This window comes from Methylosinus sp. (assembly GCF_036560965.1).
Classification (GTDB): Bacteria; Pseudomonadota; Alphaproteobacteria; order Rhizobiales; family Beijerinckiaceae; genus Methylosinus.
This window is the reverse complement of the sequence record NZ_DATBQF010000032.1, coordinates 48,573-62,104: the sequence shown is the minus strand read 5'-3', so window position 1 is coordinate 62,104 and position 13,532 is coordinate 48,573. Positions and strand designations below refer to the sequence as shown.

Genomic DNA, 13,532 nt, shown 5'->3' with positions numbered 1-13,532 from the left:
CTCCGCGCGGGCGCTCGGCCGATCGTCAGGCGACGACTTTCAGCTTGCCGCCGCGCGCCGCGCCGGAGAAGATCTGAGCCAGCTCGGCCTGCGGCTTCGCCATGCTGAACAGAAAGCCTTGCATCAAATACACATTCTTGGCGAGGAGAAGCACCCGCTGCTCGTGGGTCTCGACGCCCTCCGCGACGAGATCGATGCCGAGCTCGGCGGTCAGCAGCGAGACCGCGCCGACGATCGCCTGGGTCTTGCCCGAGGTGCTGAGCTCCGACACGAAACTTCGGTCGAGCTTCACCTTGTCGACCGGAAAGCGATTTAGATAGCCGAGGCTGCTGAAGCCCGTTCCGAAGTCGTCGAGCGACAGACGGACGCCGAGAGCGCGCAGCGCCTCGATCTTGGCGGCGGCGTCCTCCGTGTCCTGCATGAGGGTCGATTCGGTGATCTCGATCTCGAGCCGCTCGGGCTCCAATTCGGCGGCCCGGAGCGCGTTGCGGACACGTTCGATCATATCGGGCTGCTGAAACTGCCGCGACGAAAAATTGACGGCGACCCGCGCGCTGGTGGGCCACAAACGTGCGTCGCGACAGGCTCGGCGCAGCACCCATTCGCCGAGCTCGACGATCATCCCCGTCTCCTCCGCGATCGGAATGAAGGCGGAGGGCGGCACATAGCCCAATTGCGGATGTCGCCAACGGGTCAGCGCTTCGCAGGTCGACACGGATTGATCGCGCGCGTCGAAGATCGGCTGATAATGGACCTCGAGCGTCTCGTTCCGCAGCGCCTCGCGCAGCTCGCGCTCGATGCGCCGCTTGTTGAGCAGCGCATCCTCCATCGCCGTCTCGAACCAAATGGCCTGCCGGCGTCCCGCGGCCTTCGAGTGATACATTGCGAGATCGCCGCATTTCAGCAGGCCCTCGGCCGACGCCGCGTCTCGCGGCGCGACGCACAGGCCGACGCTGGCGCCGATCACGATCGTGTGCCCCTCGATGACATAGGGGCGGCCGATCGCCTCGATGACGCGCGCCGCCAGCGCATCGGCGGGAGGCCTCTCGATCGTCGGATGCATGAGAATGCAGAATTCGTCGCCGCCGAAACGGGCGACCATGTCGACGGAGCGCACGCAGTCGCGCAGACGTTCGGCGACCGCGCAGAGGAGCAGGTCGCCGATCGTATGGCCGAGCGTGTCGTTGACCTCCTTGAACTGATCGAGATCGATGCAGAGCATGGCGAGGCTCAATCCACGCTTGCGAATGTGCCGGAGATCGCGCTCCAATCGCTGCTGGAATTGGAAACGGTTGGCGAGATCGGTCAATGTGTCGAAATGCGCGATGCGCTCGATCTCGCGCGCGGCGCGACGCTGCTCGGTCACATCCTCGACGACGGTGACGAAGGCTCCGTTGTCGGCCGGCTCGCACCGAAAGTCATAAATCCGGTCGCCGACCTCGCGCGAGAAGACGTCGGTGCGCGGGAGCGACGCGCGCGACGTCCATTGGTCGAGAAATATCTGGGCGTCCTCGCGCGACATGTGCGTGCTTTTCGCGATCATGGCGGTGAGCTCGGCGAGATTCTTCGGCGCCGCGTCCGGATCGAGGCCGAAGAACTCGTGCAGGCGGCGATTGACGACGGTGAGCGTCATGTCCGCCCGGCCCATGCAAAGGCCGTGTGTCATGCTGTTCAGCGCGGATTTGAAACGCCGCCGCTGCGTGTCCGCATCGCGGCCATTGCTCAGCGCCGATTGAAGATTCCGATACAAAAACTTCGACACTGATCTGATCGACATGGTCTCGAGGACCAGAATCAGAGCGACGCCCCAATATCGCTTGTCCGGATGCAGGACGCTGACCACGGCCAAGGGCATGCACAAGGTTATGACCTGGGCCAGCACGATCGGCGGACTGCCCGCGTTTCTGCCGGCCAGCGCGCCGACCCCGCTCATCATCAGAACGAGGCCGTAATAAAAGGCGACGTCGTCCGGGTGGCGCTGGAACAAAATCGCGACGGTCACGCCGAGCGCGCCTACAAAGCCGACTCCTCCTATGCCGTAGAGGATTTCCCAACGTCGCGCGTCCTTGCGTCGCGCCGCCAGCGGGGCGCGCGAATGCGCGATCAGCACCTGCACGCGATAGGCGGCGACGACGAGCATCACGGCCGTGAGACAAAGATAGACGCCGTCTCCGGTCATGAACCAGGCGCTGACCGGGGCGAGAGGCCCTCCGATCAACGCGACGATGAATGATCCGGGTGTGTCGAAAAGCGTTTCCACGAGATCGCGATGGATCTCTTCCTGGACCTCGGAGCCCATCTGATCGATATCGGGTTCGGCCATGCGTCAACCTTTCCCATCGCGGTTCGGCGTCGGCTCCGATTGCCGTCGCGCAGGCAATCGCTTCTGCGCCGCCACGAGCCGCGACATGTGGCGAAGGTCCTGATCTGTGACCGAGAAACAGCAATCGACCCATAAATCGACGATCTGAAGCAGCTCCTCGTGAGAAACGGGAAAGCAGCTCCGCCTCGCATCCGCCAGCGTCCGACGACGGAGCCAGCGTTCTTCACCGCCTTCCGCCATCCAGGCGTCTGCGGCCGCGCGAATATGGCCGCTCGCGGCCAGCACATCGACTATGCCACGTTGGTGCATTTCAAGGCCAGAGTAAACGGCTCCACTCGAAATGATCGTCTCGGTCATCGCCGAGCCGACCCTCTGCGTGAGCAGCGTCACCGCTCCCATTCCCGGAAAGGTGTTGAACGCGACTTCCGGAACGCCGAATTTGGCCGTCTCTTCGGCGATGAGAAAATCCGTCACCAGGACGCCTTCGAATCCGCCGCCCAGACACTGGCCGTGGACAGCGGAGAGCGTCACGATCGGAAGCGAGAAGGCCGTCCGGAGTCCATACATCACATCGATGCAGACATGCGCATATCGCGTGAGGAAATCCCGCTTCTGCTGCTTGATGATGTCGACGAACATCGCGAGATCGCCGCCGAGCGCAAAGACCGTGTCCTTGTTGGAGCCGGCCGCGAAATAGCGCACCGGCCAATCGCGCACGACGCCGGATTCGAAAAGCGCCCGCACAGATTCGCGCAGGTCCAGAATTTCCAAGAACATTTCGATAGGGTAGAAGTGTGGCGCCGACGCCTTGTATTGCATCCACACGGCCTGCGTCGCCGGATCGTATTCCACGTCGAGATGCTCGAACTCCCAATTGGGAAAATCCCGTGGGTCTCGAGGATGATACACGGAAACATCTCTATTCATGTCGACACCGGATCAATCCAGGATTCGGACGTGAGCCTCTCGGCGACCGCCGCGTCCTATCGATACGAAATAGCTCGATCTACCGTCGCCCGCCGAAGGTCAAGAAGCTGTTGCTCATACGCATCATATTGCCATTTATCTGCTTTTTGGTAAATTCAATGCTCGAAACCATGCGCTTTTCAAGTGACGCATCGCCGTCGCACGGGGCGCCCCCCTCCTGTTCGCGCCAGTCACTTCACCTCGAACCAGGCGGCGAGTCCGGCCGCCTCATGCTCCAGAATATCGTCATGGACCGCCCATTTGCCGGGGCTGTCGGCGACGAAGGCCACATGCTTGGTCTTGCCCGGCGGCACGACGACGCCATTGCGCCAATAAGGCTCCCATCCATCGTCGAGATCGTGAAGAAGTCGCACGCAATGGCCGTGCACATGCATGACGACCGCGACCTCGGCGCGATTGACGAAGCCGAGCGTCACCGGGCTGCCGCGCTTCACCTGAAACAGCGGCGGCCCGCCATAGGCCTTGCTCGCCGCGCCATTGATACGCCAGCCCGCCCCTGGCGACGCTGGCGGCTCCAAAATGAGATCGACCTTCTTGGCCGCCTGCAGCTTGATCTCTGTCGGCAGCAGCGGATTCTGCGGCAGCGCCGCTATGGCGGGCCGGGCGCGCGCCTTGGCGCCTCTCGTGGTGAAGATCGCCAGATCGCGGTCCGGCTCGTCGATCCCGCGCAGGACGAGCTTTGCGCTCGCATTCTCCGCCTGCGGCAGATCGAACAGCACTTCGAATCGCGCGCCGGGCGCCGCTGGAATGGTGCGCCGCACCGGCTCGAATGCGTCGCAGGGCTGGCTGTCCACGGCGACCACGAAAGGCTGGATATTCTCGAAGCCGACGAACATGATTCGCGCATTGGCGAGATTGGCGAAGCGCAGGCGAATGCGCGCGCCGGGCGCAAAATCGCGGCGCGCCGGCGCCGGCGCGCCGTCCACGGCGACGAGCGTTCCGATGCGCCCTGCCCCGGCCGCGGCGGCGGGCGCGGCGAAATCGCCTTCGATCACGCCGTCCTTGGCCAGCCGCCAATCGTCGAGGACGAGCAGCAGATCGGCGTCGGCGTCCAGCGGCTTCGGCTCGTCGACGACGAGAAGCCCCTTCAGGCCGCGGCCGCAGAGCTCCGGCGTCGTCCCGAAAACCGAGGGGCGATAGCAGAAGAGGCCGGCGTCGAGCGCCTTGCGCCGATAGTCGAATCGCCCGCCCGGCGCGACCTCGGCCTGGGTCAGCGGAGCGACGCCGTCCATGGCGTTGTCGCCGCGCATGCCGTGCCAATGCAGGGAGAGCGGCTTGTCGAGGCCGTTGACGAGGCCGACGGCGAGCTCCTCGCCCTGCGCGAGGCGCAGCAGCGGCCCAGGAGTCTTCGCGCCGAATCCCCAAATTTCCGTGGCATGGGCGGGCTCCGGCAAGAGGCGCGCCGTCCCCTTGCGCGCTTCCAGCGTCGTGAGCCCTCTGGTCTCTAGCCCCTTGGTCTCGCGCCCGGCGGCCGGCGGCTCGGCGCGGGCGTCGAGGGAGACGAGGGTTGCGGCGACTCCGCCCAGAAAGGCGCGGCGTGAGCATTTGGACGGCATGGGCTCTCCGATTTCTCCTCGCCGCCGCATATGGCCAGACCGGCGCTCGGCTTTCAACAGCGAGCGGATAGCATCCTTCCCATGACATTTTCTTTAGCGCCGGCTGCGCGGCGTGCTATAGAGCCCCCCGCCCGAGCCGGCGCGTGGCGGCGTCCGCGCGTCGACGCCGGTATTTCGAGGCCGGGGTTTCGCACGTCGCCGCGAGCGTTTCGACGCCGGACGGCTCGGCGCTTCGGTCCTTTGGCGTTTCGCCCCGTCGAGCCGTCGGCTCGTCGGGCGTTTGCGCGTCGGGGCGGCGGGCGTGGCGGAACTGGTAGACGCGCCGGATTTAGGTTCCGGTGACGCAAGTCGTGGGGGTTCGACTCCCTCCGCCCGCACCAGCGACGCGCGCCGGCGACAGAGATATTTTCCCGGCGAGCGCCGGACTGGTCGAGATTCGAGAAGGCAAAACGACATGCAGGTGACGCAGACCCTGGCGCAGGGCTTGAAACACGAATTCAAAGTGGTGCTTCCGGCCGGCGAGCTCGCGGCCAAGCTCGAGTCGCAGCTCGTCGAGCTGCGGGGCAAGGCGCAGATCAAGGGCTTCCGGCCGGGCAAGGCGCCGCTCTCCTATCTCAAGAAGATCTACGGCAAAGGCATTATGGGCGAGGTCCTGCAGGAGGCCGTCAACGAGGCCAATCGCAAGATCGTCGAGGACAACAGCCTGCGCGTCGCGATGGAGCCGCGTCTCGATTTCCCGACCGATCAGGCCGCGGTCGAGAAGGCGCTGGAGGCCGAAGGCGACTTCTCCTATTCGGTCGCCTTCGAGGTTCTGCCGGCGATCGAGCTCGGCGCCTTCGACGACATAGCGATCGAGCGCCCCATCGCCGAGGTCGCCGAGGAGGAGGTCCAGAAGGCCATTTCCGACCTCGCCGACCGCATCCGCGAATATGCGGACAAGGAGGGCGCCGCCGCCAAGGGCGACCGCCTCACCATAGACTTCGCCGGCAAGCTCGACGGCGAGCCTTTCGAGGGCGGAACCGGCGGCGACATCAATCTGGTCATCGGCTCGGGCTCCTTCATCCCCGGCTTCGAGGAGCAGCTCGAGGGCGCGGCCAAGGATGAGCAGCGCGTCGTCAAGGTGACCTTCCCGGCCGATTACGGCGTCCCGACGCTCGCTGGCCGCGACGCCGAATTCGACGTGACGGTCAAGGCCGTGGCCGCCCCCGCGGAGCTGCCGCTCGACGACGCTTTCGCCGTCAAATACGGCTTCGAATCGCTCGCCGAGCTCACTTTCGCCGTGCGCGGCAATCTCGAGGCGGATTTCGCCAAGGCCTCGCGCGCCAAGCTGAAGCGGGCCCTGCTCGACGCTCTGGACAAGAAATATTCCTTCGATCTGCCGGAAGGTCTGGTCTCCCAGGAGTTCGACACGATCTGGAACCAGCTCGAGGCCGAGCGCCAGCGCTCCGGCAAGAGCTTCGAGGACGAGGCCACGACCGAGGACGCCGCCCGCGCGGAATATCGCAAGATCGCCGAGCGCCGCGTGCGCCTCGGCCTGGTGCTGGCCGAGATCGGCCAGGGCGCCGGGGTGACGGTCGAGGACAAGGATGTGACCGACGCGCTGGTCGAGCGCGTGCGCGCCTTTCCGGGCCGCGAGAAGCAGGTCTGGGACTTTTATCGCAACAATCCGCAGGCGCTCGCCCAGATTCGCGCGCCCCTCTATGAGGAGCGGGTCGTCGACCATCTGGTGACCAAGATCAGCGTCACCGACAAGACCGTCACCCGCGAGGAGCTGCTCGCGGCCGAGGAAGACGACGATCTGGCGCAGCCCGCCGCCTGATCCGGCCTGCCGACCCGCGGCCCACGAGATCGCTATCCGATCGGATCGGATAGCGATCTGGCTTTCTTTCGGTGGAGCGAATTCTGATCGATCGAACGATTCCGTTCGATCGGAAAGCGCTCTAAGGGCGGCCCCGGGGTTCCCGCGCGCCCCTTTTGCGGTTTGTGTCTGGACGGCCTGCCGCAATATGCTACCAACGAGTCAAAAGCTGGCTCGTGGCTTTCACTCGACTTCGGGGAAAGCACGGCGGGTCGAAGAGACCGCCGCGAGGCCGGGAGCACGACGCTCTCGCCCTCACGGCGCTCCGGTCGCAGGCCAGTCAAATCGAAAAAAGGCGCAAAACAGATGCGTGATCCGATCGACGTCTACAATCAATATCTGATCCCCCAGGTGATCGAGAACACGAGCCGCGGCGAGCGCGGCTTCGATATCTATTCGCGCCTGCTGCGCGAGCGAATCATCTTTCTGACCGGCCAGGTCGAGGACCATATGGCCTCGGTCATCATCGCCCAGCTCTTGTTCCTCGAGGCCGAGAACCCGAAGCGCGAGATCTATCTCTACATCAACTCGCCGGGCGGCGTGGTGACCTCCGGCCTCGCGATCTACGACACGATGCAATATATCCGGCCCAAGGTCGCGACGCTGTGCATCGGCCAGGCGGCCTCGATGGGCTCGCTGCTGCTCTGCGCCGGCGAGGCCGGCAACCGCATCGCTCTGCCCAACGCCCGCATCATGGTGCATCAGCCCTCGGGCGGCTTCCAGGGCCAGGCTTCGGACATCCTCCGCCATGCGGAGGACATTATGAAGATCAAGCGGCGTCTCAACGAAATCTACGTCAAGCACACCGGCCGCGACTATGAGACGATCGACAAGACTCTCGATCGCGATCACTTCATGTCCGCCGAGGAGGCCAAGGATTTCGGCATCGTCGACAAGGTGGAGATCAACCACCCGGACGATGCGACCGAGGCCAAGGCCTGACGAAGACCAAATCCCGGCGCGCCCGCTTTTTTCGGCGATCGAAAACGGCAGGCGCGCCGTTCCGCATGTATCGGGGCGCGCATGTTTCGTAAAATTCTGATCGCCAATCGTGGCGAGATCGCCTGTCGCATCATCAAGACCGCTCGCCGCATGGGCATAAAGACCGTCGCCGTCTATTCGGACGCCGACGCCGACGCGCTTCATGTCGAAATGGCCGACGAGGCGATCCATCTCGGCCCGCCCCCCGCCGCGCAATCCTATCTGCTCATCGACAAGATCGTCGCGGCCTGCAAGCAGACCGGCGCCGAGGCCGTGCATCCGGGCTATGGCTTTCTCTCCGAGCGCGCCGCTTTCGCCAGGGCGCTGGCCGAGGCCGGTCTCGTCTTCATCGGCCCCAATCCGCGCGCGATCGAGGCGATGGGCGACAAGATCGAGTCGAAGAAATTCGCCTCCGCCGCCAATGTCAGCGTCGTGCCGGGCTATCTCGGCGTCATCCAGGACGGCGAGGAGGCGGTCCGCATCGCCGACGAGATCGGCTATCCCGTCATGCTGAAGGCCTCGGCCGGCGGCGGCGGCAAGGGGATGCGCGTCGCGTTCAAGGCCGATGAAGTGGTCGAGGGCTTCAACCGCGCCCGCTCGGAGGCCGCGTCCTCCTTCGGCGACGACCGCGTCTTCATCGAGAAATTCATCGTCAACCCGCGCCATATCGAAATTCAGGTGCTGGGCGACAAGCACGGCAATGTCATTCACCTCAATGAGCGCGAGTGCTCGATCCAGCGCCGCAATCAGAAGGTGATAGAGGAGGCGCCCTCGCCGCTCCTCGACGAGGAGACCCGCGCCGCCATGGGCGCGCAGGCCGTCGCTCTCGCCAAGGCGGTCGATTATGATTCGGCCGGCACGGTGGAATTCGTCGCCGGCCAGGACAAGAGCTTCTACTTCCTCGAGATGAACACCCGCCTTCAGGTGGAGCATCCGGTCACCGAGCTCATCACCGGCATCGATCTCGTCGAGCAGATGATCCGCGTCGCCGCCGGCGAGCCGCTGTCGCTACGCCAGGAGAAGGTGACGATCAACGGCTGGGCGGTGGAGAGCCGCATCTACGCCGAGGACCCGACCCGCAACTTCCTGCCCTCCATCGGCCGGCTGGTGAAATACCGTCCGCCGGAGGAGAAGCGCGAGGGCGCGATCACCGTGCGCAATGACACGGGCGTCGCCGAAGGCCGCGAGATCTCGATCCATTACGATCCGATGATCGCCAAGCTCGTCACCCATGGCCCGGACCGCCTCGCGGCGATCGACGCCCAGGGCGGCGCGCTGGACCGCTTCGTCATCGACGGCATTCGCCACAACATCCCCTTCCTCGCATCGCTGATGCAGCATGAGCGCTGGCGTGCCGGCCGGCTCTCCACCGGCTTCATCGCGGAAGAATATGCGGGCGGTTTCGCCGCTCCGCAGCCGGACGGCGAGAGCGCCCATGTGCTGGCCACCGTCGCCGCGCTGATCGATCATATCGGCAATGAACGCAAGCGCCTCATCAGCGGCCAGCTCGCTCATGGCCGCCCCTTCGAGTTCGAGCGCAAGCGCGTTTGCGCGCTCGGCGACCAGCTTTTCCATGTGACGCTGGACACGCAGGGCGAGGCGCTGATCGTTCATTTCGAGGAGGAGGACGGCCGCACGCGGCGCATTTCCTCCTCTTGGCGACCGGGCGATCCGGTCTTCGAGGGGGCCATCGACGGCGCCGCCATCTATGTGCAGGTGCGGCCGATCCTCAACGGCTTCCAGCTCTCGCATCAGGGCGTGGCGGTGGACGCGCGCGTCTTCACCCAGCGCGAGGCCGCGCTCAACGCGCTGATGCCGAAGAAGAAGAATGTCGGCGTCTCCAAGCATCTGCTCTGCCCCATGCCCGGCCTCGTCAAGACGATCGACGTCGTCGAGGGCCAGGAGGTGAAGGCCGGCGAGCCGCTCTGCATGGTCGAGGCCATGAAGATGGAGAATGTGCTGCGCGCCGAGCGCGATGTGAAGATCAAGAAGATAGCGGCCAAGCCGGGCGACAGCCTCGCCGTCGATGCTGTGATCATGGAATTCGCCGAGTAACAGCTCCGCTATAGGCTCTCGATTTCTGAAGCCCGGCGAATGCGCCGGGCTTTTTTTACGGTCGCTTGACGCGCCGTCTTTATGGTCCGCCTCGTTTCAATTCATTGCGTTCGAGGTTGAATCATGGCCCGCGAAATATTCCGCTTCGGCGCCGCTCTCGGAGCCGCGATCGCCCTTGCCGCTTCGATCCAGGGCGCGCCCGCGCGGAGCCAGCCCTCTGCGCCGCTCAAGCTGCTGATATTAGGCGACAGCCTCAGCACGAGCCTCGGCGTCCCGGAGGGCTATGGCTTCGGCCCGGCGCTGGCGCGCCGGCTGCGCGCCGACGGCTATCGCAATGTCGACATCGTCAATGGCTCCATGGCCGGCGACACGACGGCCGACGCCGCCACTCGCCTGGCCTCGACGCCGCAGAACTATGACGCCGATGTCGTCATTGTCGAGCTCGGCGGCAATGACATGCTCATGCAGACCGATCCCGCCGTCGTCGCGCGCAATCTCGACTGGATCATCGACGGCTACAAGAAGCGCGGGACGCGCGTCGTCATCGGCGGGATGCTGTCGAAGCCCGAGCTCGGCTTCGTCTACAATGTGACCTTCGACCAGATCTATCCGAAGCTCGCGGCGCGCTGGGGCGCCTCGCTCTACCCCTTCTTCCTCGCCGGCGTGTTCGGACATCCGGCGCTGATGCAGGAGGACCATATTCATCCCAATGCGGCGGGCGTCGAGCGCATCGTCGCCGGCATAGCGCCGCTGGTCGAGCGCAATCTAGACGCGGCGGCGGGCCGGCGTCGGGTGGCGGAGGCGCGCTGATACACCCACTCAGTCTTCCGCGATCACCCGCGTCACATGCCCCATCTTGCGGCCGGGGCGCGTCTCCTTCTTGCCGTAGAGGTGGAGGCAGGCGCCCTCCTCCGCGAGGAGCTCCGGCCATTTCTCGACCTCGTCGCCGATCAGATTGCGCATTTCGACGCGGGCGCCATGGCGATGCGTCGAGCCCAGCGGCCAGCCGGCCACCGCGCGCATATGCTGCTCGAATTGCGAGGTCACGGCGCCGTCCAGCGTCCAGTGACCGGAATTATGCACGCGCGGCGCGATCTCATTGACGACGAGCCGCTCGCCGCCCGCGTCCTCGACGACGAACATCTCCACCGCGATCACGCCGACATAATCGGACGCCTCGGCGATTTTGCGCGCCATCTCGACGGCCGCCGCCGCCGTCTGCGCGCAAATCCGCGCCGGCGCGACAGTCAGCGCGAGAATATGATTCTCATGGACGTTCTCGCAGACGTCATAGGCGCGAAAGCCGCCGTCCGCCCCGCGCGCCGCCACCACCGAGACCTCGCGCGCAAAGGGCACGAAGCCCTCGAGCACGCAAGGCGCGCCGCCGAGCGACTGAAAGACGCCGGCGAGATCGGCGCCCTCGCGCAGCATGATCTGGCCCTTGCCGTCATAGCCGAAGCGCCGCGTCTTCAGAATGGACGGCCGCCCGAGACCCGCGGCCGCCGCCGTCAGCATGTCGACGCTTTCGACATTCTCGAAAGGCGCCGTCTCTATGCCGAGGCCGCGGACGAAATTCTTCTCGGTGAGACGATCCTGGGTCAGCGCCAGCACGCGCGGATTGGGCCGCACGACGGAATGCGCCTCGAGAAAAGCCGCCGTCTCCGCCGGCACATTTTCGAATTCATAAGTCACGACGTCGACCGCCGCGGCGAAAGCGGCGAGCGCCGCCTGGTCCTCGAAGGCAGCGAGCGTGCGCGCGGCGCAGACTTCGAAGGCGGAATCGTCGGCCGCTGGCGAGAAGACATGGGCGCGCAGGCCGAGCCGCGCGCCGGCCTTCGCCAGCATGCGGGCGAGCTGGCCGCCGCCCAATATTCCGATGGTGGCCCCGGGACGCAGACTCGTCGTTTTCGTCATGCGTCGTCGCGGGGCGTGGTGGCGACCTGCTCGGTCTGGCGCCGCCGCCAATCCTTCAGCCGCGCGTGGAGATCGGCGTCGCCGCGGGCGAGAATTGCGGCGGCCAGCAGAGCCGCGTTGATCGCCCCGGCCTTGCCAATGGCCAGAGTGCCGACGGGCACGCCGCCGGGCATCTGCACGATGGAGAGCAGCGAATCCATCCCCGAGAGCGCCGCGGTCTCGATCGGCACGCCGAGCACGGGAAGCGTCGTATGCGCCGCCGTCATGCCGGGCAGATGGGCCGCGCCGCCGGCGCCGGCGACGATGACCTCGAACCCCTCCGCCTCGGCGCCCTTGGCGAAGGCGCTGAGCCGGTCCGGCGTGCGATGGGCGGAAATTATGCGCGTCTCATAGCCGACGCCGAGCGCCTCGAGCGTTTCGGCCCCATGCCGCATGGTGGCCCAATCGGATTGGGACCCCATGATGATCGCGACTGGCTTCTTCGACTGCGCCACGGCTCTTCCGGCGGGCTGGAGTGCATGAAGCACAGCCCCTTAGCCGAACCGGCGGCGGGGCGCAAGCGCGCGTGTGACGACCGCGCCTCCCGGCTCGGCGGGTCGGCGCGGCGATTTGAGGCCTGTTCGCGAAGATCGCGCCTCCGACCGCGATATCGGATCGACCGAAGCCCTTCCCCACCTCGACCGGCGCCGTGGACTTTTTCCTCGCAATCGGGTAAATTAAGACGCACTTTTGGTCTTTTTTTCATGTGAGGAGGAATATATGTCCGAACCCTTTATCGGGATGATCGTCGCTTTCGGCGGAAATTTCGCGCCGAAAGGTTGGGCGCTCTGCCAAGGACAGCTTCTCAGCATTGCGTCGAACACGGCGCTTTTCTCCATACTCGGCACAACTTACGGCGGCAATGGACAGACGAATTTCGGTCTGCCGGACCTGCGCGGCCGCGCCATCGTCGGCCAGGGCCAGGGTCCCGGCATGGCTCCCTACACGCTCGGCGAAATGGCCGGCGTCGAAAACACGACGCTGACGACCGCGCAAATGCCCTCGCATTCGCATTTGGTCAGCGCGCAGGCGACCACCGCGAGCGTGCCGAGCCCCTCGGGCTCTTTTCTCGCCGAGATCGGATCGGGCAAATCCGCGACGCCCGTCTATGGACCCGCCAATGCGGGCACCGCCGTCACCATGGCGACGTCGATGATCTCGAACACGGGCGGCAGCCAACCGTTTTCGGTGCTGAACCCCTTCACCGTGATCAACTACATTATCGCTCTGCAAGGCATTTTCCCGTCCCGCAACTGAGGGCCGGCCTTGAGCGCGCAAGCAGACGAGAACGAGAGCGCGGGGGAAATCCTCCCGCGCCGGCGGGACGAGACGCCTGCCGATGCGGCGTTTCGTTTCGCCCTCTTCTGTCTATCGCGTCCGCCCGGCGAGGATTTCGCGTTTCTCGACCCATCGGTCCGCGACATGCTGCTGCGGCAGCAATTCCAGGGCCAGATCGCAGGCTATCGCGCGCAATTTCCGCAGGCCCGTCACCAGATATTGGAGATCGAGCAATTGCCGATCGGCCGCGTCGTCGTCGACCTCGACGCCGACGCTCTGCAAATTGTCGATCTGGCGATCATGCCCGAATGGCGCAGCCGCGGAATCGGCGCACGTCTTCTGCGGGCGCTCGTTCGCGAGGCGCGCGCGGCGGGCGTTCCCGCTCGTTTTCACTCCTTCTTGCATAATGTGGACGGCAACAGGCTCTTCCTCCGGCTCGGCTTCGCGCCGATCGCCCGGACAGAGCTGCAGATCGTCTGGGAGTCGCACGGCGACGCCGAGCTAGCCATTCGCCACGCTCCGGCGCGGCCTTGAGATCGTC

General features: G+C 65.4%; 11 protein-coding genes and 1 tRNA gene. 7 read left to right on the top strand and 5 right to left on the bottom strand.

Annotation, left to right across the window (positions count from 1 at the left end; genetic code table 11):
- Positions 1-25 precede the first annotated feature (25 nt).
- The 3 genes from VIF40_RS10245 to VIF40_RS10235 all read right to left on the bottom strand — a co-directional run bounded on the left by VIF40_RS10245 (position 26) and on the right by VIF40_RS10235 (position 4,866).
- The gene (locus VIF40_RS10245) at positions 26-2,323 is read right to left on the bottom strand and encodes a putative bifunctional diguanylate cyclase/phosphodiesterase (RefSeq protein ID WP_331937417.1); all 2,298 of its coding nucleotides are present in this window, start codon (positions 2,321-2,323) and stop codon (positions 26-28) included.
- 3 nt (positions 2,324-2,326) lie between these two features.
- Positions 2,327-3,232 (bottom strand): crotonase/enoyl-CoA hydratase family protein, encoded by a 906-nt coding sequence (locus tag VIF40_RS10240; protein ID WP_331937416.1) that lies wholly within the window; start codon positions 3,230-3,232, stop codon positions 2,327-2,329.
- A gap of 248 nt (positions 3,233-3,480) precedes the next feature.
- Positions 3,481-4,866 (bottom strand): multicopper oxidase family protein, encoded by a 1,386-nt coding sequence (locus VIF40_RS10235; RefSeq protein WP_331937415.1) that lies wholly within the window; start codon positions 4,864-4,866, stop codon positions 3,481-3,483.
- Positions 4,867-5,161: 295 nt separating this feature from the next.
- Between VIF40_RS10235 and VIF40_RS10230 the strand changes: the two genes are divergently transcribed.
- The 5 genes from VIF40_RS10230 (at position 5,162) to VIF40_RS10210 (ending at position 10,570) form a co-directional block, all read left to right on the top strand.
- Positions 5,162-5,246: transfer RNA gene (locus VIF40_RS10230), tRNA-Leu, on the top strand.
- A 74-nt stretch (positions 5,247-5,320) separates the two neighbouring features.
- Positions 5,321-6,685 (top strand): trigger factor, encoded by a 1,365-nt coding sequence (gene tig / locus VIF40_RS10225; protein WP_331937414.1) that lies wholly within the window; start codon positions 5,321-5,323, stop codon positions 6,683-6,685.
- Positions 6,686-7,030: 345 nt separating this feature from the next.
- Positions 7,031-7,666 carry an ATP-dependent Clp endopeptidase proteolytic subunit ClpP gene (gene clpP / locus VIF40_RS10220; RefSeq protein ID WP_331937413.1) on the top strand — a complete coding sequence of 212 codons (636 nt, stop codon included), beginning with the start codon at positions 7,031-7,033 and terminating at the stop codon, positions 7,664-7,666.
- A gap of 81 nt (positions 7,667-7,747) precedes the next feature.
- Positions 7,748-9,760 carry an acetyl/propionyl/methylcrotonyl-CoA carboxylase subunit alpha gene (locus VIF40_RS10215; RefSeq protein WP_331937412.1) on the top strand — a complete coding sequence of 671 codons (2,013 nt, stop codon included), beginning with the start codon at positions 7,748-7,750 and terminating at the stop codon, positions 9,758-9,760.
- Positions 9,761-9,883: 123 nt separating this feature from the next.
- Positions 9,884-10,570, top strand: a complete 687-nt coding sequence (locus VIF40_RS10210) for an arylesterase (protein WP_331937411.1) — start codon at positions 9,884-9,886, stop codon at positions 10,568-10,570.
- A 9-nt stretch (positions 10,571-10,579) separates the two neighbouring features.
- Here VIF40_RS10210 and VIF40_RS10205 read toward each other — a convergent pair whose 3' ends face one another.
- The gene (locus VIF40_RS10205; RefSeq protein WP_331937410.1) at positions 10,580-11,674 is read right to left on the bottom strand and encodes a 5-(carboxyamino)imidazole ribonucleotide synthase; all 1,095 of its coding nucleotides are present in this window, start codon (positions 11,672-11,674) and stop codon (positions 10,580-10,582) included.
- Positions 11,671-12,135 (bottom strand): 5-(carboxyamino)imidazole ribonucleotide mutase, encoded by a 465-nt coding sequence (purE, locus tag VIF40_RS10200; protein ID WP_331937437.1) that lies wholly within the window; start codon positions 12,133-12,135, stop codon positions 11,671-11,673. The genes VIF40_RS10205 and purE overlap by 4 nt, the downstream gene beginning before the upstream one ends.
- A 298-nt stretch (positions 12,136-12,433) precedes the next feature.
- On the opposite strand from purE, the gene VIF40_RS10195 reads away from it, so the two are divergent.
- Positions 12,434-12,970 (top strand): phage tail protein, encoded by a 537-nt coding sequence (locus VIF40_RS10195; RefSeq protein WP_331937409.1) that lies wholly within the window; start codon positions 12,434-12,436, stop codon positions 12,968-12,970.
- A 9-nt stretch (positions 12,971-12,979) separates the two neighbouring features.
- Positions 12,980-13,525, top strand: a complete 546-nt coding sequence (locus VIF40_RS10190) for a GNAT family N-acetyltransferase (RefSeq protein WP_331937408.1) — start codon at positions 12,980-12,982, stop codon at positions 13,523-13,525.
- The last annotated feature ends 7 nt before the right edge of the window (positions 13,526-13,532 follow it).

What these genes read in the sequence shown, in the direction of transcription:
- VIF40_RS10210 (WP_331937411.1), top strand. Translation starts at nt 9,884, where the DNA reads ATGGCCCGCGAAATATTCCGCTTCGGCGCCGCTCTCGGAGCCGCGATC.
- VIF40_RS10215 (WP_331937412.1), top strand. Translation starts at nt 7,748, where the DNA reads ATGTTTCGTAAAATTCTGATCGCCAATCGTGGCGAGATCGCCTGTCGC.
- VIF40_RS10195 (WP_331937409.1), top strand. Translation starts at nt 12,434, where the DNA reads ATGTCCGAACCCTTTATCGGGATGATCGTCGCTTTCGGCGGAAATTTC.
- clpP (WP_331937413.1), top strand. Translation starts at nt 7,031, where the DNA reads ATGCGTGATCCGATCGACGTCTACAATCAATATCTGATCCCCCAGGTG.
- VIF40_RS10235 (WP_331937415.1), bottom strand. Translation starts at nt 4,866, where the DNA reads ATGCCGTCCAAATGCTCACGCCGCGCCTTTCTGGGCGGAGTCGCCGCA.
- purE (WP_331937437.1), bottom strand. Translation starts at nt 12,135, where the DNA reads ATGGGGTCCCAATCCGATTGGGCCACCATGCGGCATGGGGCCGAAACG.
- VIF40_RS10205 (WP_331937410.1), bottom strand. Translation starts at nt 11,674, where the DNA reads ATGACGAAAACGACGAGTCTGCGTCCCGGGGCCACCATCGGAATATTG.
- VIF40_RS10245 (WP_331937417.1), bottom strand. Translation starts at nt 2,323, where the DNA reads ATGGCCGAACCCGATATCGATCAGATGGGCTCCGAGGTCCAGGAAGAG.
- tig (WP_331937414.1), top strand. Translation starts at nt 5,321, where the DNA reads ATGCAGGTGACGCAGACCCTGGCGCAGGGCTTGAAACACGAATTCAAA.